Consider the following 18,719-nt stretch of genomic DNA (forward strand, 5'->3'; position numbering starts at 1 on the left):
CGCCCCTCCACCCATCGATGAGGCCGCCGACCCGACCGATCCCCACTCCCGCGCTTGATCGCGCCGCCGTTCTGTCCGACCCTGCGGGTCCGTTCGAACACCGAGGATCACGCGATGACCGCCGGCGCCGCCTTCACCTCAGCCTTCACCTGCGTGCTCGATGCCCGTGCCAAGCTGGGGGAGGGGCCGGTCTGGTCGGTGGAGGAGCAGGCGCTCTATTGGGTCGACATCAAGGGCCGGGCGCTGAACCGCTTCGATCCGGCCACCGGCACCAACCGGGCCATGGCTCTGCCGGAGGAGATCGGCTGCGTCGCCCCGCGCAAGGGCGGCGGCTTCATCGCCGGCCTCCGTTCCGGCCTGTGGCAGCTGGACGGGGAGGGCAGGCCGGTCGCCTGTCTCGCCGCCAACCCGGAGGACCAGGGCGCCAGCCGCTTCAACGACGGCAAGACCGATCCCGCCGGCCGCTATCTGGCCGGCACGCTGGACGAGCCCAAGGCCGGCGGCAAGGCGCATCTCTACCGCTACGACCGGGGCGGGCTGGCGGTGCTGGCCGGCGGGCTGCTGACCTCCAACGGTCTGGCCTTCAGCCCGGACGGGCGGACCCTGTACCACGCCGACACCCCGACCTTCACCGTCCGCCGCTATCGCTACGATCCCGCCACCGGCGCTGTCTCGGACGGCGAGATCTTCATCCGGCTGGAGCCGAAGGACGGCGACCGCGGCCGGCCGGACGGCGCGGCGGTGGATGCGGAGGGCTGCTATTGGACCGCTCTATACGAGGGCGGGCGGGTCGCGCGCTTCTCCCCCGCCGGCGAACTGCTGTCGGAGCATCCGGTGCCGGCGCGCTGCCCGACCATGGTGGCCTTCGGCGGTCCCGACCTGCGCACCCTCTACGTCACCAGCGCCAGCGCCGGCCGCCCCGCCGACGAGCTGGAGCGCCTGCCGCAATCCGGCGGCCTGTTCGCCATGACGGTCGATGTGCCGGGCCTGCCGGTCCCGCCCTTCGACCCGGCGGCCTGAGCATGTTCCGCAAGTTCGTCTATCTGCTGGCGTTGTCCCGCGAGAAGCATTTCGGCCGCGCGGCGGAAAGCTGCCACGTCTCGCAGCCGACCCTCTCCAACGCCATCCGCCAGTTGGAGGAGGAGCTTCAGGTCCCCATCGTCGAGCGCGGCCAGAAGTTCGAGGGCTTCACGCCGGAGGGGATGAAGGTCCTCGAATACGCCCGCCGCATCGTCGGCGAGCGCGACAACCTGCGCCACGAGCTGCTGGCCCTGGCCCAGGGTGTCACCGGCCATCTGCGGGTCGGCGCCATCCCCACCGCCCTGCCGGTGGTGCCCCATGTGCTGACGCCCTTCACCACCCGTTTCCCGCACATCCGCTCCAGCGTCGTGTCGCTCAGTTCGCGCGAGATCCAGCGCGGCCTCGACGAGTTCGAACTCGACGCCGCCATCACCTATCTCGACAACGAACCGCTCAACAACGTCCGCACCCTGCCGCTCTACACCGAGCACTATTACCTGCTGGCCCACCGCGATGCCCTGCCGGAGGAGCTGATCGCCGAGGGGGCGGTCACCTGGGATACGGCGGCGGACCTGCGGCTCTGCCTGCTGACGCCCGACATGCAGAACCGCCGCATCGCCGACACCGCCTTCCGCATGACCGGGCGGACGGTGCAGCCGGCGATGGAGACCAACTCCATCGTCACCCTCTACACCATCGTCCGCGCCGGCACCTGCGCCAGCATCGTCCCCGGCCAGCTGCTGACCTTCGTGCCCCCGCATCCGGACATCGTCGCCCTCCCTCTGGTCGATCCGGAGCTGAGCCACGTCGTCGGCCTCGCCTATGCCGACCGCGACCCGCCGCCGCCGCTGGCCAAGGCCCTGGCGGTGGCAGCATCCGACGCCGACATCGCCCAGCGGGTGGCGATCAGCGTCGCCGAGGCCATGATCCCCTGGCGGGTGGCGATCCGCTGACGGGCCGTTCTTGATAGCCAAAAGCTATCAGCCCATCGGAAAATACAATTTGCTGGCATACCGTATCCTCCGCCACTCTGATGGTGCCGGGCGCTGAGAGACGCCCGGAAAAAGCCAACAGAGCCAAGCCAGAACGACGCCGACCCCAAGTGCGGCGCGGACGATCGCAAGGAGGGATACCCGTGAACGCAAGCCATCCGTGGAGCGCTGAGCGCGCCATGACGATTGTCGAAAACAATCGGCATCTGCGCGGCGCCCTGCTGCCGATCCTTCACGCGCTGCAGGAAGAGTTCGGCTACATCGACGAACAGGCCATCCCCCTGCTGGCGACGGAGCTGAACCTCTCGCGCGCCGACGTGCATGGCGTGGTGTCCTTCTATCACGAATTCCGCCGCGAAAAGCCCGGCCGCCACATCATCAAGGTCTGCCGGGCCGAGGCCTGCCAGTCGATGGGCGCCAACGCCCTGGTCGACCACATCAAGAAGAGCCTGCAGGTCGATTTCCACGGCACCACCGCCGACGGCTCCTTCACGCTGGAACCGGTCTTCTGCCTCGGCAACTGCGCCCTCTCCCCCGCCGTCATGATCGACGAGAACCTGCACGGCCGGGTCTCGCCCGACCGTTTCGACGATTTGGCGGCCGAGACGCGGACCAACCCGACCGCCCACCAGCAGATCCCCCGCGCCCTCAGCCACTCCCACAAGGGTCACGCGCAATGAGCGGCCATCTGATCACCGTCTTCGTCCCGCGCGACTCCGCCGCCCTGTCGGTGGGCGCCGATGCGGTTGCCGCCGCCATCCGGGCCGAGGCCGCCAGGCGCGACCTGCCGCTGCGCATCGTCCGCAACGGCTCGCGCGGCATGCTCTACCTGGAACCGCTGGTCGAGGTGGAAACCCCGGCGGGCCGCGTCGCCTACGGCCCTGTCACCGCGGAGGATGTCCCCGGCCTGTTCGACGCCGGCTTCCTGACCGGCGGGGAGCATGCGCTCGGCCACGGCCTGACCGAGGAAATCCCCTATTTCAAGAAGCAGGAGCGGCTGACCTTCGCCCGCTGCGGCATCATCGATCCGCTGTCGGTCGAGGACTACCGCGCCCATGGCGGTTTCCGGGGCCTCGAGAACGCGCTGGCGATGTCCCAGGCGGAGATCGTCCAGGTGGTGACCGACAGCGGCCTGCGCGGCCGCGGCGGCGCCGGTTTCCCCACCGGCATCAAGTGGAACACGGTGATGCAGGCCAAGGCGGACGAGAAGTTCGTCTGCTGCAATGCCGACGAGGGCGACAGCGGCACCTTCGCCGACCGCATGATCATCGAAGGCGATCCCTTCTGCCTGATCGAGGGCATGACCATCGCCGCCATCGCGGTGGGGGCGACCTCCGGCTACGTCTACATGCGCTCGGAATACCCGCACGCCACGGCGACCCTGCGCCATGCCATCAAGCTGGCCTATGACGAGGGCTGGCTCGGCGACAACATCCACGGCACCAACCGCAGCTTCCATCTCGACGTCCGCGTCGGCGCCGGCGCCTACATCTGCGGCGAAGAGACGGCGATGCTGGAAAGCCTGGAGGGCAAGCGCGGCATGGTCCGCTCCAAGCCGCCGCTGCCGGCGCTGGAGGGCCTGTTCGGCAAGCCGACCGTGGTCAACAACGTGCTGTCGCTCTGCTCGGTGCCGGTCATCCTTGACAAGGGCGGCCAGTATTACCGCGACTTCGGCGTCGGCCGCTCGCGCGGCACGCTGCCCTTCCAGCTCGCCGGCAACATCAAGAATGGCGGCATCGTCGAGAAGGCCTTCGGCATCACCCTGCACGAACTGCTGTACGAGTATGGCGGCGGCACCATCACCGGCCGGCCGATCCGCGCGGTTCAGGTCGGCGGGCCGCTGGGCGCCTATCTGCCGCCCTCGCAGTTCGACCTGCCGAAGGATTACGAGGCCTTCGCCGCGCAGGAGGCGATGGTTGGCCATGGCGGCATCGTCGTCTTCGACGACAGCGTCGACATGGCCCGGCAGGCCCGCTTCGCCATGGAGTTCTGCGTGGCGGAATCCTGCGGCAAGTGCACCCCCTGCCGCATCGGCTCCACCCGCGGGATGGAGACGCTGGACAAGATCATCGCCGGCAAGAACGTCGACGCGAACCTGGAACTGCTCGCCGACCTCTGCGACGTGATGGTGGACGGCTCGCTCTGCGCCATGGGCGGCATGACGCCCTATCCGGTGCGCAGTGCGGTGAAGCACTTCCCGGAGGACTTCCGCAAGAAGACGCACGCCGTCCGCGTCACCCACATCGCCGCCGAATAACGAGCGACCCAGGAGCACCCGAGATGACCCTCATCCACGAGACCGACTACGGCACCCCGGCCCGCGTCTCCGAGACCCTGGTGACGCTGGAGATCGACGGCCGCGCCATCACCGTTCCCGAAGGCACCTCCGTGATGCGCGCCGCGATGGACGCCGGCATCACCGTGCCGAAGCTCTGCGCCACCGACAGCCTGGAGCCCTTCGGCTCCTGCCGGCTCTGCGCGGTTGAGATCGAGGGGCGCCGGGGCACCCCGGCGTCCTGCACCACCCCCGTCGCCCCCGGCATGAAGGTCCACACCCAGACCGACAAGCTGGCGAAGCTGCGCCGCGGCGTGATGGAGCTGTACATCTCCGACCATCCGCTCGACTGCCTGACCTGCGCAGCAAACGGCGATTGCGAGTTGCAGGACATGGCCGGTGCCGTGGGCCTGCGCAACGTGCGGTACGGTTTCGACGGCGAAAACCATCGCGCTGCCGCGAAGGACGAGAGCAACCCGTATTTCACCTTCGACGCCTCCAAATGCATCGTCTGCTCGCGCTGCGTCCGCGCTTGCCAGGAGACCCAGGGCACCTTCGCGCTGACCATCGACGGGCGTGGCTTCGCGTCGTCGGTGTCGCCGGGCGCCAAGGAAAGCTTCATGGACAGCGAGTGCGTGTCCTGCGGTGCCTGCGTCCAGGCCTGCCCGACCGCGACCCTGACCGAGAAGTCGATCATCGAGCACGGACAGCCCGAACACAGCGTCATCACCACCTGCGCCTATTGCGGCGTCGGCTGCTCCTTCAAGGCGGAGATGCAGGGCACCACGGTGGTCCGTATGACGCCGTGGAAGAACGGCGGCGCCAACGAGGGGCATAGCTGCGTCAAGGGCCGCTTCGCCTGGGGCTACGCCACCCACAAGGACCGCATCATGAAGCCCATGGTGCGCGAGAAGATCACCGATCCGTGGCGCGAGGTGTCGTGGGAGGAGGCGATCGCCTATGCCGCCGAGCGGCTGAAGGCGGTGCAGGCCAAGTATGGCCGGGGCTCCATCGGCGGCATCACCTCGTCGCGCTGCACGAACGAGGAGGTCTATGTCGTCCAGAAGATGATCCGGGCCGCCTTCGCCACCAACAACATCGACACCTGCGCCCGCGTCTGCCATTCGCCGACCGGCTACGGCCTGTCGCAGACCTTCGGCACCTCGGCCGGCACTCAGGATTTCCGCAGCGTCGACAAGTCCGACGTCATCCTGGTCATCGGTGCCAACCCGACCGACGGTCACCCGGTGTTCGGCTCGCGCATGAAGAAGCGGCTGCGCGCCGGGGCCAAGCTGATCGTCATCGACCCGCGCCGCATCGATCTGGTGCGCAGCCCGCACGTCAAGGCCGAATACCATCTCCAACTGCAGCCCGGCACCAATGTCGCGGTGGTGAACGCCATCGCCCACGTCATCGTCACCGAGGGGCTGGTGAACCGCTCCTTCGTTGAAGGCCGCTGCGATCCCAAGGAGTTCGCCAAGTGGGAGGCGTTCATCGCCGAGCACCGCAACTCGCCGGAATATCTGGAATCGCGCACCGGTGTCCCGGCCGATCAGGTCCGCGCCGCCGCCCGCCTCTACGCCACCGGCGGCAACGCCGCGATCTATTACGGCCTGGGCGTGACCGAGCACAGCCAGGGCTCCAGCACGGTGATGGCGATCGCCAACCTCGCGATGGCGACCGGCAACATCGGCCGCGAGGGCGTCGGCGTGAACCCGCTGCGCGGCCAGAACAACGTGCAGGGCTCCTGCGACATGGGCTCCTTCCCGCATGAGCTGCCGGGCTACCGCCATGTGTCGGACGACCTCGTCCGCCAGGAGTTCGAAGCCGCCTGGGGTGTCACGCTCGATCCGGAACCGGGCCTGCGCATCCCCAACATGTTCGACAGCGCGCATGACGGCAGCTTCCGCGGCCTGTTCGTGCAGGGCGAGGACATTGTCCAGTCCGATCCCAACACCACCCACGTCACCTCGGCGCTGGAATCACTGGACATCGTCATCGTCCAGGACCTGTTCCTGAACGAGACGGCGGCCTTCGCCCACGTCTTCTTCCCCGGCACCTCCTTCCTGGAGAAGGACGGCACCTTCACCAACGCCGAGCGCCGCATCAACCGCGTCCGCAAAGCGATGCCGTCCAAGGTCGGCAAGGACGAGCATTGGGTCGCCTGCGCGCTGGCGACGGCGATGGGCTACCCGATGCATTACGAGACCACGTCCGAGATCATGGACGAGATCGCCCGACTGACCCCGACCTTCCGCGGCGTCAGCTTCGAGAAGCTCGACCGCGTCGGCAGCGTCCAGTGGCCCTGCACCGGCTTCGAGGATGACGACACCGGCATGGCGATCATGCATGGCGAGACCTTCGCCCGCGGTCTCGGCCGCTTCATGATCACCGAATATGTGCCCACCGACGAGCGGACCACGCGGATGTACCCGCTGGTGCTGACCACCGGCCGCATCCTCGCCCACTACAATGTCGGCGCCCAGACCCGCCGCACCGCCAACGTGGCCTGGCATCCGGAGGACGTGCTGGAGATCAACGCGGTGGATGCCGAGATCCGCGGCGTCAAGGACGGCGACATGGTGTCGCTCGCCAGCCGAATGGGGGCCACGACGCTGCGCGCCGTCATCTCCGACCGCATGCCGGCTGGCGTCGTCTACACCACCTTCCACCACCCCGTGACCGGTGCCAACGTCATCACCACGGAGAATTCGGACTGGGCGACCAACTGCCCCGAATACAAGGTGACCGCGGTGCAGGTCGCCCGCAGCAACCAGCCGTCGGACTGGCAGGTCGACTATGCGAAGAACGACGTCGAGCGCAAGCGCATCGCCGCCGCCAACGTCCTCGCCGCCGAATAACGTCCTGGGGAGTGGGAAGCATGACCGCGATGCCTTCGGGTTCCATCCGTCCTGACGACAGCCTCATGTGCTCCATCGCCGTCACCGGCACCGGCTTTCCCGCCGGTGTCGGGGTGGAGGAGGGCGCGGACGTCGAATGGCAGGTGCCGGAGGAAACCGCGGTCGCCTTCGAATACAACGGCCGGTCCCATGCCGTGATGATGGCGACCCCCGCCGATCTGGAGGATTTCGCGCTGGGCTTCAGCCTTGCCGAGGAGATCGTCGGGTCCGCCGCCGATATCGAGAAAATCTTCGTGCGGGAAACGCCGCTGGGTTTCGTCGTCAACCTGACGGTCGACCCGCTGCGTCTCCTGCGCGGAAGTCTGCGCAGCCGCTCCATGGAGGGGCGGAGCGGCTGTGGCCTGTGCGGCGTGGACAGTCTTGTCCACGCCGTTCGGGAGCCCCGCAAAATCGAAACCTCGCTGGAGGTGGACCCGGCCGCGGTGGCCGCCGCCTTCCGCGCCCTGCCGGACCACCAGCCGATGAACCGGGCCAACCGCTCGGTCCATGCCGCCGCGTGGTGCGCGCCGGACGGGACCATCCGGCTGGCCCGCGAGGATGTCGGCCGCCACAACGCGCTGGACAAGCTGATCGGCGCCATCGCCGGTTCGGGTGCCGACCCGGCGACCGGCTTCGTGGTGATGACCAGCCGCTGCAGCTTCGAACTGGTGCAGAAGACCGCGGCGGTGGGCATCCCGCTGCTGGCGACCATCTCCGCCCCGACGGCTCTGGCGCTGGAACTGGCGCGCAACGCCAACCTGACGCTGGGCGCGCTGTCGCGCCGCGACACCGTCATCCTGTTCCGTTGATTTTCAACCCATTCCGGAGACACCGATGAGCCACACGAACCATGCCAAGGATCTGGTCCGGATGGCGAACCAGATCGCCGTCCATTTCGCCACCTACCCGCATGAGGAAGCGGTGACAGAGACGGCGACCCACATCCGCAAATTCTGGGATCCGCGCATGCGCGCCGGCCTGTTCGCTCATATCCAGGCCGGCGGCGAAGCCGACCTGCACGAGGTTGCCCGCGGTGCGGTGGGGGTGCTTCAGGCGCGGTGAGGGGGTACCGATGATAACGGACCAAATCCCCTCTCCCTCCCGGGGAGAGGGTTAGGGTGAGGGGGACGCGTGGCAAAGATTGTCGGGAAAGTCACGCAGTGCCTCCCCCTCACCCCGACCCTCTCCCCGGGGGGGAGAGGGGGATTCGCCCAATTTCACATCCCGGTCGATGACGGCAACGGCTTGGCCGGTGCCGGGACCGAGGCGGAGGACAGCGGCGTCGGCGCATGGGCGGCTGGGACCGGCAGCGGAGCCGGCTTGGACAGCGGGCGCGGCGTCGACACTGGGGTCGCCGCGGTGCTGCCCGCCGGATTGGCCGACATCGCCGGAGCCGCCGAACCAGACTGGCCGGCCGGGGTGGAAAGGGTGGGCGGGTCCTCGTAGATGTCGGGATGGACGCGCACCACGCCCGCGGTGTCGACCGAGGCGTTCCAGTAGACGAAGCGCACGGGGATGGCGTTCGGCAGCCGGATCGTCTTGGTCTCCCCGGTGTCGAGTTGCTGGCCGATGCTGGCCGGCGTGATCTTCGCCGCACCGAGCAGCGTTTCCGCCATCATCCGGGCATCCTCCAGCCGCACGCAGCCGGAACTGGCGGCGCGCAGGTCGCGGCTGAACAGCCGCGGGTCGTTGGTGCCGTGCAGGAAAATGCCGTCGCCGTTGGTCAGGTTGAAGCGGAAGCGGCCAAGCGCGTTGTCGTCGCCCGGCTTCTGGACGATGCGGACACGGCCGGGATCAACCCCCCACCAGTTGACGGACTGCGTGTTGACCACCTCCGTCCCGTCCAGATAGACGGCGGCGTTCTTGATGCCGGTGGTGCCCTTCTTGCGCAGGGCCGGCAGCTTGTCCTCGCTCAGCACCGTCGGCGGAACGGTCCAGGTCGGGTTGATGGTGACGCTGGTGACCTTGTCCTGCAGCAGCGGCGTCTTGCGCGACGGGCGGCCGACCACCGCGCGCATGGTGAAGCTCGGGCGGCCATGCTCGATCAGGGTGACCGACTGGCCGGGCAGGTTGACCAGGATGGTGGTCTCGGGGATGGAGGCCTGTTGCGCCCGCATCGCCGTCGCTGCACGGCGCAGAAGCGCGACGGTCTGGGCCGGCGTGCGGTCCATCGCCTGGCGCGTCACCTCGCCCACCTTGCCGTCGGGCTGCAGCCCTTCCGCCAGCTGGAAGGCGCGCACGGCGGTCTCGACGTCGTCGTTGAAGCTGTCGGTCCACTTGTCGGCGGGCAGGAAGCCCAGCTCGATCAGGCGGCGCGACACCCGGCCAACCCGATCGGCCAGCGGCGAGCGCACGGTGATGACCACCGGCGGTGCCGGCTCCACCGGTTCCAGGCCGGGCAGGGTGGGGGCCTGGGCCTGCTGGACCTCCGCCGGCGGCAGCTCCACCGCCGGGGCGACGCTCTCAATCATGCCGCCGTCGCTCTTCTTGACGACGGCGCCATAGCCGATGCGGGTGGCCTGCGCCTTGGGCGCGTTCTGGATTTCCAGCGCACGTCGTTCCAGCGCCGCGGCCCAGCCGGCGACCAGCGGAGGCTTGGCGGCCTGCGCCGCCTCCTTCTGCGGTGCGGCCAGCGCAGGACCGCTCAGGATGACGCCGACCAGCCCGCCGACCATGCAGAGGGCGGCGGAGCGGCGGGAGATCAGGCGGCGGTGATCATGCATGGCGATGGGACCGGAACGTGAACGGATAGGATCGAGCGCTGTATCCTTCAGCCAGCCATCCGGGATCCGCAAGCGACATTTGGTGTCGTCAGCTCTGCTGTTCACACTGTTGCTCCCGTGCATCGCCCCGTCACTCGCTGGAGGCCATCATCGTTACACGCGTTCATCAGACAGGTGGACGCCGCCGCATCGGTTTTATTCCGAACCGCCGCCGGTGGTACCGCCGGAAATGCTGGGGCGTGGCCGTATGTGTCATTTGACGTAGATACGGTCTTTCGCATGCGCGGTAGCCTTTCTTCCGACGATGTGGCGAAGCCCCGGAGCAACCGGGGCGCCAAAGGAAGGGGGCAACTTCATGCGGACCAAGCAACTGACGTCGAGCTTCGGGATCAGCGCGCTGGCCGGTCTGGCCATGGGCGCGATGGCTGCGATGTCCGCGCCGGCGATGGCGCAGGACACGATCAAGGTGGGCATCCTGCACTCCCTGTCCGGCACGATGGCGATCAGCGAGACGACGCTCAAGGACGTCATGCTGATGCTGATCGACGAGCAGAACAAGAAGGGCGGGCTGCTGGGCAAGAAGCTGGAGCCGGTGGTGGTCGATCCCGCCTCCAACTGGCCGCTCTTCGCCGAGAAGGCGCGCGAGCTGATCAGCAAGGACAAGGTGTCGGCTGTGTTCGGCTGTTGGACCTCGGTCAGCCGCAAGTCGGTCCTGCCGGTGTTCGAGGAGCTGAACAACATCCTCTTCTACCCGGTCCAGTATGAGGGCGAGGAGTCCTCCCGCAACGTCTTCTACACCGGCGCCGCCCCGAACCAGCAGGCGATCCCGGCCGTCGATTACCTGATGCAGAAGGAGAAGGTCCAGCGCTGGGTGCTGGCCGGCACCGACTACGTCTACCCGCGCACGACCAACAAGATCCTCGAAGCCTATCTGAAGGGCAAGGGCGTGAAGCCCGAGGACATCATGATCAACTACACGCCGTTCGGTCATTCCGACTGGCAGTCGATCGTGGCGGACATCAAGAAGTTCGGGTCGGGCGGCAAGAAGACCGCCGTCGTCTCCACCATCAACGGCGACGCCAACGTCCCCTTCTACAAGGAACTGGGCAACCAGGGCGTGAAGGCGCAGGACATCCCGGTCGTCGCCTTCTCCGTCGGCGAGGAAGAGCTGGCCGGCATCGACACCAAGCCGCTGCTGGGCCATCTGGCCGCCTGGAACTACTTCCAGTCGGTCGAGACTCCGTCGAACAGCGACTTCATCAAGGCCTGGAAGGCCTACACCAAGAACGACAAGCGCGTCACCAACGACCCGATGGAAGCCCATTACATCGGCTTCAACATGTGGGTGAAGGCGGTCGAGGCGGCCGGCACCACCGAGCCGGACAAGGTCATCGACGCCATGGTCGGCGTGGCCGTGCCCAACCTGACCGGCGGCTATTCGGCGATGCTGCCGAACCACCACATCACCAAGCCGGTCCTGATCGGCGAAGTGCAGGAGAACGGCCAGTTCGACGTCGTCTCCAAGACCTCGGGCCTCGTCCCGGGCGACGAATGGTCGGACTTCCTGCCGGACAGCAAGGACCTGATCGCCGACTGGCGCAAGCCGATGTCCTGCGGCAACTTCAACGTGAAGACCGGCAAGTGCGGCGGCAAGGGGTCGTGAGGGCTGGCGTTCCCTCGCTGATCTGAGTGGTTGCGACGCTTGCCCTTTCCCCTTTCCCGCCGGGCGGGGGAGGGGAGAGAGCAAGCGTTTCGCGTTGTTAGCACCCCCCGCACCGAAGGACCCGCGATGCGACGCGCTCTCCGCTGGCTGATGGCGCTCTGTGTGGTGGTCGCCACATCGACCGCCGCATTCGCCGCCGACCTCCGTCCTCTCGTCCAGGCCCTGGGCAGCGGCGGCTATTCCGGAACCGAAAAGGCCCTGGCGCAACTGTCGGAGGCCGGCGACCCGGCCGCCGTGCCGGTGATCGAAGCGCTCCAGGCCGGCGACCTCTTCGTGCGCAAGGCCGACGGCACCGTCGTCATCGCCCGCAAGGCCGGCGACGCCTATACCCTGACCGACCCGCTGACCCGCGCCGCGCTCGGCGATGCGCCGGCCGCCGCGGTCGAGAAGATTCGCATCAACAATGCCCTCCGCCGCGCCATCAGCGCCTCGCTGGGTGCCCTCACCCTGATGAGCCCCGATGCCGGCGTCCGCCGCTCCGCCGCCGATGCGGTGTTCAAGAGCCGCGACGCCCAGGCGCTGGAGACGCTGAACGCCGCCATCGCCAAGGAGCAGGACAAGGGCGTGCGCGCCGCCATGGAGCAGGCACGCGCCGCCATCCTGCTGACCGGCGAGGCCGCGTCGAAGATGTCCGACGCAGAAATCCAGTCGGCGACCGACACGCTCACCGCCCGCGGCGACCGCGACGCGCTGGTGCTGCTGAACATGGTCGCCGGCTCCGGCGCGTCGGACGTCACCAAGCGGTCGGCCGCCGCCGCCGTCTCCACCCTGGAGCAGAAACTGGCCTTCTGGGCCGCTCTGCAGAATCTCTGGTACGGGCTGTCGCTGGGCTCGGTGCTGCTGCTGGCCGCCATCGGGCTCGCCGTCACCTTCGGCGTGATGGGCGTCATCAACATGGCCCATGGCGAAATGGTGATGATCGGCGCCTACACCACCTTCCTGGTGCAGGAGGCCTTCCGCGCCTACGCCCCCGGTCTGTTCGACCTGTCGATCCTGGTGGCGCTGCCCGCCGCCTTTCTCGTGTCGGGCGGTGTCGGCATCATCATCGAGCGCAGCGTGATCCGCTGGCTTTACGGCCGTCCGCTGGAAACGCTGCTCGCCACCTGGGGCCTGTCGCTGGCGCTCCAGCAGGCGGTGCGCAGCATCTTCGGCCCGACCAACCGCGAGGTCGGCGCGCCCAGCTGGATGTCCGGCGCCTTCGAACTGGGCGGCCTGACCATCACCTATGGCCGGCTGTGGATCGTCATCTTCGCCTTTGCCGTCTTCGCGGCCCTGCTGGTTGCGCTGAAGCGCACCTGGTTCGGCCTGTCGATCCGGGCGGTGACGCAGAACCGGCCGATGGCCAACGCCATGGGCATCCGCACCGCGCGGGTCGATGCGCTGACCTTCGGTCTCGGCTCCGGCATCGCGGGTCTGGCCGGGGTGGCGCTGAGCCAGATCGACAATGTCAGCCCGAACCTGGGGCAGGGCTACATCATCGACAGCTTCATGGTCGTGGTGTTCGGCGGGGTGGGCAACCTGTGGGGCACGCTGGTCGGCGCCCTGACGCTGGGCTCCATCAACAAGTTCCTGGAACCCTATGCCGGTGCGGTGCTGGGCAAGATCCTGGTGCTGATCTTCATCATCCTGTTCATCCAACGGCGTCCGCGCGGCCTGTTCGCGCTGAAGGGCCGCGCGGTGGAGGCCTGATCCGATGCTGCTGCGCTTTTTCCTGATGGGGCTGGACCGCAAGGCCGGGATCGTTCTGACGATCCTCGCATTCCTGGCGGTGGCGGTCCCGGTGATGACGCTGTGGGTGCCGGCGGACTCGCCCTTCCACCTGTCGGTCTTCACCGTCTCGCTGCTGGGCAAGTACCTGTGCTTCGCGCTGCTGGCGCTGGCGCTCGATCTGGTGTGGGGCTATTGCGGCATCCTGTCGCTCGGCCATGCCGCCTTCTTCGCGCTCGGCGGCTATGCCATGGGCATGTACCTGATGCGGCAGATCGGCCCGCGCGGCGTCTACGGCAACCCGGAGCTGCCCGACTTCATGGTCTTCCTGAACTGGACGGAGCTGCCCTGGTACTGGTGGGGCTTCGACCAGTTCTGGTTCGCGGCGCTGATGGTGCTGGTGGTGCCGGGCGCGCTGGCCTTCGCCTTCGGCTGGTTCGCCTTCCGCAGCCGCGTCACCGGCGTCTACCTGTCGATCATCACCCAGGCGCTGACCTTCGCCCTGCTGCTGGCCTTCTTCCGCAACGACATGGGCTTCGGCGGCAACAACGGCCTGACCGACTTCAAGGACATCCTCGGCTACGACATCCAGGCCGACACCACCCGCGTCGCGCTGTTCGTGGCGACGGTGGCGGCGCTGGCGCTCTCCTACATGATCGCGTCGGGGGTGATCGCGTCCAAGCTGGGCAAGGTGCTGGTGGCGCTGCGCGACGCCGAAGGCCGCGTGCGCTTCATGGGCTACGACACCGAAAGCTACAAGCTGTTCGCCTGGACCCTGTCGGCCTGCATGGCCGGCGTCGCGGGTGCCCTCTACGTCCCGCAGGTCGGCATCATCAACCCGTCCGAATTCGCCCCGGCCAGCTCGATCGAGGCGGTGATCTGGGTCGCGGTCGGCGGGCGCGGCACGCTGGCCGGCGGCATCCTGGGCGCGGTGCTGGTCAACATGGGAAAGAGCTATTTCACCGGCGCCCTGCCGGAGCTGTGGCTGTTCGCGCTCGGCGGCCTGTTCGTGGCGGTCACCCTGTTCCTGCCCAAGGGCCTGCTGGGACTGTGGGGCCAGCTGACCGCGAAGCTGCCCCGCCGCAACAAGACCTCGCCCCTTCCCAACGCCCAACCTGCAAACCAGACCGCTGGCCAGAAGGGAGCCTGACCCATGAGCGCGGAATCGACCCTTCTCTATCTCGACGGCGTGTCTGTCAGCTTCGACGGCTTCAAGGCGCTGAACAGCCTGTCACTGGTGATGATGCCCGGCGAGATGCGGGCGATCATCGGCCCCAACGGCGCCGGCAAGACCACCATGATGGACGTCATCACCGGCAAGACCCGCCCCGACATCGGCACCATCCTGTTCGAGGGCCAGACCGACCTGACCCGCCTGCGCGAGGCCGCCATCGCCAATCTCGGCATCGGCCGCAAGTTCCAGCGCCCGACCGTCTTCGAACCCCACACGGTGTGGGACAACCTGGAACTGGCGCTGAAGGCGCCGCGCCGGCCGCTGAAGACGCTGACCTACGCCATCAGCCGCGACGACCGCGCCCGGATCGATGAGATCCTCGACATCACCCGCCTGTCGCCCTTGCGCGGCCGTCAGGCCGGCAGCCTGTCGCACGGGCAGAAGCAGTGGCTGGAGATCGGCATGCTGCTCGCCCAGGATCCCAAGCTTCTGCTGGTGGACGAGCCGGTCGCCGGCATGACCGACGCCGAGACCGAACAGACCGCCGAGCTGCTGTGCAGCATCGCCGGCAAGCATTCGGTGATCGTGGTGGAGCATGACATGAGCTTCGTCCGCGCGCTGGGCGTCAAGGTGACGGTGCTGGCCGAAGGCTCCGTCCTGGCGGAAGGCTCGCTGGATTCGGTCAGCGCCAACGCCCAAGTCATCGACACCTATCTCGGCCGCTGACGGGAGACCCCACGATGTTGGACGTTCGTTCCCTCGATCTGCATTACGGCGCCGCACAAGCCCTGCGCAGCGTTTCCATGAAGGCCGAAATCGGCAAGGTCACCTGTCTGGTCGGCCGCAATGGTGTCGGCAAATCCAGCCTGCTGCGTGCCATCGTCGGATTGAAGCCGGTGTCCGGCGGCTCCATCGGTTGGGATGGCGCCGACGTGACCAAGTTGGCCCCGGCCGACCGGGCGCGCCGCGGCATCGCCTATGTTCCGCAAGGGCGCGAGATCTTCCCGCTGCTGACGGTGCGGGAAAACCTGCTGACCGGCTACGCTCCGCTGCCGCGCTCGCAACGTTCGATCCCCGACGAGGTGTTCGAGCTGTTTCCAGTGCTGAAATCCATGCTGGACCGCCGCGGCGGCGACCTGTCCGGCGGTCAGCAGCAGCAGCTCGCCATCGGCCGCGCCCTGGTGACCCGCCCACGCCTGCTCGTTCTGGACGAGCCGACCGAGGGCATCCAGCCCTCCATCATCAAGGACATCGGCCGCGCCATCTCCTACCTGCGCGACAAGGGCACCATGGCGATCCTGCTGGTGGAGCAATACTTCGACTTCGCCCGCGACCTTGCCGACGACTGGGTGGTGATGGAACGTGGCGAGGTGATGCTGTCCGGCCCGCGCAGCGGCCTGGACGAGCAGGAGGTGCGCAAGTACCTGACGGTATAACACTGCTTGCGGTAATTTTCTGTGGGCGAGCTGCGGAATAACCGGACCGCCATTGCGTCTTTGATCCATCGGGCCTGCCATCCGGCGGGCCTGCTTTGGGAGGAACCGCGCAATGAAATCCGCAATCCGTGTCGCCGCAGTCGCCTTTCTGGGGGTCGCCCTGTTTGGCGCGCCTGCCTTCGCTCAGGATAAAGAACCGGCCATGATGGGGAAGACCGCAATGGGTCCCGTCCTGACCGACGCGAAGGGAATGACGCTCTACGTCTTCGACAAGGACACGGCAGGCAAGTCGGCCTGCAACGGGCCTTGCGCAACGAACTGGCCGCCGCTGATGGCTTCTGCCTCCGCCAAGCCGATGGGCAAATACACCGTGGTCACCCGCGACGATGGATCCAAGCAATGGGCGTATGACGGCAAGCCGCTCTACACCTGGGCCAAGGACGCCAAGCCCGGCGACACCACCGGTGACGGTGTGAACAACGTCTGGCATGTGGCGAAGCCGTAACATCCGTTCCATCACGGCGCCGCGGCGGCTGTCGCTCAGCGCCGCGACGCCGCGTTCGCCGGGAGTATACTTATCCGGTCGAGGTAATGCACAAACGTCGACTTGGCAGGCGGTGCTCTTTAAAGGTCGTTAAGGATCGAAACCGCATGATGGCGTCACCGTCATCTTGCTCATGGAGCAGCAGGCCATGTCGATCTACAACGCCACCTCTTTCGAAGCCGCCCCGTCCGCCGAGCCGAAAATCCGCAAGATGCGCGGTTTGCCGCGTCTGGCCGTGTGGACGGTGATGATCGGCGCGCCGTGGGTAGTGATCGTGCAGGCGGTGCGCCTGATCTTCTGAGAGTTCGTCTCAGACCGGCGCACCCCCATACTTCACGCGCTTACTGGGCCGGCGCCACCCAGGGTTCCAGCGCACCGATTTTCTTGGCCCGCTTCTCGTCGGCCGAGAGTTTGAAATTGTGACCGTAGGGCGCGCTCTCGAACGAGCCGTAGCCGGGATTGGCCAGCATCAGCCAGTCGCGCCCGAAACGCTCCTTCGCCGACTCATAGGCCTTCAGCCTCTCTGCGTCGCTGCCGTTGTAGGCGTCGGAGAAGTCGCCGAAATTGTCGCCGAACAGCAGGACGATCCGGTAATCCTTGGCGATGGCCGCGCGCCGCGTGCTCTTCGCCGAACCCCAGTCGGGCTTTTCCTTGGACATCAGGAAGGTATCGACGTTGCCGCCCATCGGGAAGCCCAGCGCCTGCGCGTTGCGGCGGGTCGGCTCTTCCTGGTCGGCGCTGCGGTTGGTGACGTAGAAGACCTTGACGCCCTTCGACTCGGCATATTGGGTGAACTCCACCGCGCCCGGCACCGCCGTAGCCTTTTCCGCCTTCACCCATGCGTCCCAGGTCTTGGGCGAGAAGTCGGTGCCGGTGGTCACGAGGCCGGTCTGATAGGCGGAGTTGTCCATCGCCGTCTCGTCCAGGTCCAGCACCACGGCCGGCGGCAGGTCCTGGTAATTGCCGGTCTGTTCGGTCGCCGCCGTCCAGGTCTTGTCGGCCAGCGCCTTGTCCAGCTGGATCCTGCCCAGCGCATAGACCGCCAGCGCGTTGGCCTTGTATTCGACCGACCGCTGCATCCACAGCTCGGCGTTCAGCAGGTCGTTCTGGGGCACCGGACCCTGTTGAGCCGGGCTCTGAGGAGCAGGATCGGCCGCCAGGGCAGGCCCGGCCAGTAGGGAGAGGGCAACCGCACCGGACAGCAGCGACCAGCGCCCGGAACAGGCGGATTTGCGCATCGACACACCCATCCATCAAGTGTCATGGAACCGTCATCGAAGCATAGTTTCGGGTGCTTGGCGATGGTCCAGTGACGCTTGCGTCAGGGTGTCCCGCTACCGTCCTCCAATCGGAACCAGCGCAGCGGGATCGCGGCCTTCCGCCGCCACCCGCGCTCCACATGCAGGCTCCAGCTTCGCTGGGCATTGGGCAGGGCAGGGTCGGGGTGCCAATCGATGCCGACCGCCCCGGTCAGGTGCAGCACGTCGCCGCTGGCGGCCTCGGCCAGCAGCAGCCCGGCGCGGGGGTTCAGCAGCATGTTGCCCAGCGTGTTGAAATAGCGGTTGCCGGCATAGTCCGGAATGATCAGCCGGTCGCCGTCGATTCCGATGAAACCCGCCGGCCCTCCCCGGTGCGACATGTCCAGCCGGCCGTCATGGCCAGCCGACGAGGCGGAGGCGACGAAGGCGGTGTCGGCTGTACCGATCAGGCGCCGGGCCTCACCGTCCAGTCCGGCCAGCGCCTCCACCGCTCCGGCGGGGGAGGGGGGTACGGCCTCCGCCCGGCGGACATGGATGTATTGCGGGCAGTTGCCGAAGCTCTCCTCCACCGCGATGGCGAATGCCACCCCGTCGCGTGCCGCCACCCGTCCGTTCACCCGGTTGCGGCGGCGGGTGCCGAGGTCGATGCCCAGCGCCGCCACCGGCTCCCCCACCGCCGGTCCGGTCGGCCAGGGCTGCCACGCGCCGTGGTCGGGCCGCACCCACAGCGTCCGCGGGTCGGCTGCGGCGACGAAGCCGGGGGCGCCGGTCAGCACCCCGGCCGCCGGGTCACCGGCCTCGTCCCGTGCGGCGACCAGCAGCCAGGGCAGCAGCGGATAGAAGTCCTGGTGCTGCGGTATCAGCCGATCGCGGATCGGCGCCGACGGCACGCGGAACCCGGCCCGCGCCTGCGCCTCCCGCTCGCCGGGATGGAAGGGATCGGGGATGCGGTCCTGGTCCATGGCC

Annotated in this window: 17 protein-coding genes; 14 read left to right on the forward strand and 3 right to left on the reverse strand. The window is 67.7% G+C overall.

The window, feature by feature from the left end; genetic code table 11:
• Positions 1-114: 114 nt before the first annotated feature.
• The 7 genes from ACWPKK_RS13650 to ACWPKK_RS13680 all read left to right on the forward strand — a co-directional run bounded on the left by ACWPKK_RS13650 (position 115) and on the right by ACWPKK_RS13680 (position 8,249).
• A complete protein-coding gene (locus ACWPKK_RS13650) occupies positions 115-1,020 on the forward strand; it encodes an SMP-30/gluconolactonase/LRE family protein (protein ID WP_452004909.1) in 906 nt (301 codons plus the stop codon).
• Between the two features lie 2 nt (positions 1,021-1,022).
• Positions 1,023-1,973, forward strand: coding sequence for a LysR family transcriptional regulator (locus ACWPKK_RS13655; RefSeq protein WP_452004912.1), 951 nt, complete (start codon positions 1,023-1,025; stop codon positions 1,971-1,973).
• A 182-nt stretch (positions 1,974-2,155) separates the two neighbouring features.
• Positions 2,156-2,692, forward strand: coding sequence for a formate dehydrogenase subunit gamma (locus ACWPKK_RS13660; protein WP_452004915.1), 537 nt, complete (start codon positions 2,156-2,158; stop codon positions 2,690-2,692).
• Positions 2,689-4,269 (forward strand): formate dehydrogenase beta subunit, encoded by a 1,581-nt coding sequence (locus ACWPKK_RS13665; protein WP_452004917.1) that lies wholly within the window; start codon positions 2,689-2,691, stop codon positions 4,267-4,269. Before ACWPKK_RS13660 ends, ACWPKK_RS13665 begins: the two co-directional genes overlap by 4 nt.
• Positions 4,270-4,292: 23 nt before the next feature.
• Positions 4,293-7,148, forward strand: a complete 2,856-nt coding sequence (fdhF, locus tag ACWPKK_RS13670; RefSeq protein WP_452004920.1) for a formate dehydrogenase subunit alpha — start codon at positions 4,293-4,295, stop codon at positions 7,146-7,148.
• Positions 7,149-7,168: 20 nt separating this feature from the next.
• Positions 7,169-7,996 carry a formate dehydrogenase accessory sulfurtransferase FdhD gene (gene fdhD, locus ACWPKK_RS13675; protein ID WP_452004923.1) on the forward strand — a complete coding sequence of 276 codons (828 nt, stop codon included), beginning with the start codon at positions 7,169-7,171 and terminating at the stop codon, positions 7,994-7,996.
• Between the two features lie 25 nt (positions 7,997-8,021).
• Positions 8,022-8,249 carry a formate dehydrogenase subunit delta gene (locus ACWPKK_RS13680; RefSeq protein ID WP_452004926.1) on the forward strand — a complete coding sequence of 76 codons (228 nt, stop codon included), beginning with the start codon at positions 8,022-8,024 and terminating at the stop codon, positions 8,247-8,249.
• 155 nt (positions 8,250-8,404) lie between these two features.
• Here the strand turns inward: ACWPKK_RS13680 and ACWPKK_RS13685 are convergent, their stop codons facing one another.
• On the reverse strand, positions 8,405-9,910 hold the full coding sequence (locus tag ACWPKK_RS13685) for a L,D-transpeptidase family protein (RefSeq protein WP_452004929.1): 1,506 nt from the start codon (positions 9,908-9,910) through the stop codon (positions 8,405-8,407).
• Between the two features lie 412 nt (positions 9,911-10,322).
• On the opposite strand from ACWPKK_RS13685, the gene urtA reads away from it, so the two are divergent.
• From urtA to ACWPKK_RS13720, 7 genes are all read left to right on the forward strand, one after another.
• Positions 10,323-11,573 (forward strand): urea ABC transporter substrate-binding protein, encoded by a 1,251-nt coding sequence (gene urtA, locus ACWPKK_RS13690; RefSeq protein ID WP_452006639.1) that lies wholly within the window; start codon positions 10,323-10,325, stop codon positions 11,571-11,573.
• A 126-nt stretch (positions 11,574-11,699) separates the two neighbouring features.
• On the forward strand, positions 11,700-13,322 hold the full coding sequence (urtB, locus tag ACWPKK_RS13695; protein ID WP_324868181.1) for an urea ABC transporter permease subunit UrtB: 1,623 nt from the start codon (positions 11,700-11,702) through the stop codon (positions 13,320-13,322).
• Positions 13,323-13,326: 4 nt separating this feature from the next.
• Positions 13,327-14,490 (forward strand): urea ABC transporter permease subunit UrtC, encoded by a 1,164-nt coding sequence (gene urtC, locus ACWPKK_RS13700; RefSeq protein WP_452004931.1) that lies wholly within the window; start codon positions 13,327-13,329, stop codon positions 14,488-14,490.
• 3 nt (positions 14,491-14,493) lie between these two features.
• Positions 14,494-15,240 (forward strand): urea ABC transporter ATP-binding protein UrtD, encoded by a 747-nt coding sequence (gene urtD, locus ACWPKK_RS13705; protein ID WP_452004933.1) that lies wholly within the window; start codon positions 14,494-14,496, stop codon positions 15,238-15,240.
• A 14-nt stretch (positions 15,241-15,254) separates the two neighbouring features.
• On the forward strand, positions 15,255-15,950 hold the full coding sequence (gene urtE, locus ACWPKK_RS13710; protein WP_324868187.1) for an urea ABC transporter ATP-binding subunit UrtE: 696 nt from the start codon (positions 15,255-15,257) through the stop codon (positions 15,948-15,950).
• 112 nt (positions 15,951-16,062) lie between these two features.
• Positions 16,063-16,455, forward strand: a complete 393-nt coding sequence (locus tag ACWPKK_RS13715; protein ID WP_452004937.1) for a COG4315 family predicted lipoprotein — start codon at positions 16,063-16,065, stop codon at positions 16,453-16,455.
• A gap of 187 nt (positions 16,456-16,642) precedes the next feature.
• Complete coding sequence (locus ACWPKK_RS13720) at positions 16,643-16,795, forward strand: hypothetical protein (protein ID WP_188092578.1); 153 nt, start codon at positions 16,643-16,645, stop codon at positions 16,793-16,795.
• A 40-nt stretch (positions 16,796-16,835) separates the two neighbouring features.
• On the opposite strand, the gene ACWPKK_RS13725 is transcribed toward ACWPKK_RS13720, so the two are convergent.
• Entirely contained in the window at positions 16,836-17,732 is an 897-nt protein-coding gene (locus tag ACWPKK_RS13725) for a 5'-nucleotidase, lipoprotein e(P4) family (protein WP_452004940.1), read from the reverse strand.
• An 83-nt stretch (positions 17,733-17,815) separates the two neighbouring features.
• The gene (locus tag ACWPKK_RS13730) at positions 17,816-18,715 is read right to left on the reverse strand and encodes a pyridoxamine 5'-phosphate oxidase family protein (RefSeq protein ID WP_452004943.1); all 900 of its coding nucleotides are present in this window, start codon (positions 18,713-18,715) and stop codon (positions 17,816-17,818) included.
• Positions 18,716-18,719: the final 4 nt, after the last annotated feature.

The organism is Azospirillum largimobile, from assembly GCF_977007025.2.

Coding starts and splice junctions, on each gene's coding strand:
- ACWPKK_RS13650 (WP_452004909.1), top strand. CDS start 115: ATGACCGCCGGCGCCGCCTTCACCTCAGCCTTCACCTGCGTGCTCGAT.
- ACWPKK_RS13655 (WP_452004912.1), top strand. CDS start 1,023: ATGTTCCGCAAGTTCGTCTATCTGCTGGCGTTGTCCCGCGAGAAGCAT.
- ACWPKK_RS13665 (WP_452004917.1), top strand. CDS start 2,689: ATGAGCGGCCATCTGATCACCGTCTTCGTCCCGCGCGACTCCGCCGCC.
- fdhF (WP_452004920.1), top strand. CDS start 4,293: ATGACCCTCATCCACGAGACCGACTACGGCACCCCGGCCCGCGTCTCC.
- fdhD (WP_452004923.1), top strand. CDS start 7,169: ATGACCGCGATGCCTTCGGGTTCCATCCGTCCTGACGACAGCCTCATG.
- ACWPKK_RS13680 (WP_452004926.1), top strand. CDS start 8,022: ATGAGCCACACGAACCATGCCAAGGATCTGGTCCGGATGGCGAACCAG.
- ACWPKK_RS13685 (WP_452004929.1), bottom strand. CDS start 9,910: ATGCATGATCACCGCCGCCTGATCTCCCGCCGCTCCGCCGCCCTCTGC.
- urtA (WP_452006639.1), top strand. CDS start 10,323: ATGGGCGCGATGGCTGCGATGTCCGCGCCGGCGATGGCGCAGGACACG.
- urtB (WP_324868181.1), top strand. CDS start 11,700: ATGCGACGCGCTCTCCGCTGGCTGATGGCGCTCTGTGTGGTGGTCGCC.
- urtC (WP_452004931.1), top strand. CDS start 13,327: ATGCTGCTGCGCTTTTTCCTGATGGGGCTGGACCGCAAGGCCGGGATC.
- urtD (WP_452004933.1), top strand. CDS start 14,494: ATGAGCGCGGAATCGACCCTTCTCTATCTCGACGGCGTGTCTGTCAGC.
- urtE (WP_324868187.1), top strand. CDS start 15,255: ATGTTGGACGTTCGTTCCCTCGATCTGCATTACGGCGCCGCACAAGCC.
- ACWPKK_RS13715 (WP_452004937.1), top strand. CDS start 16,063: ATGAAATCCGCAATCCGTGTCGCCGCAGTCGCCTTTCTGGGGGTCGCC.
- ACWPKK_RS13720 (WP_188092578.1), top strand. CDS start 16,643: ATGTCGATCTACAACGCCACCTCTTTCGAAGCCGCCCCGTCCGCCGAG.
- ACWPKK_RS13725 (WP_452004940.1), bottom strand. CDS start 17,732: ATGCGCAAATCCGCCTGTTCCGGGCGCTGGTCGCTGCTGTCCGGTGCG.
- ACWPKK_RS13730 (WP_452004943.1), bottom strand. CDS start 18,715: ATGGACCAGGACCGCATCCCCGATCCCTTCCATCCCGGCGAGCGGGAG.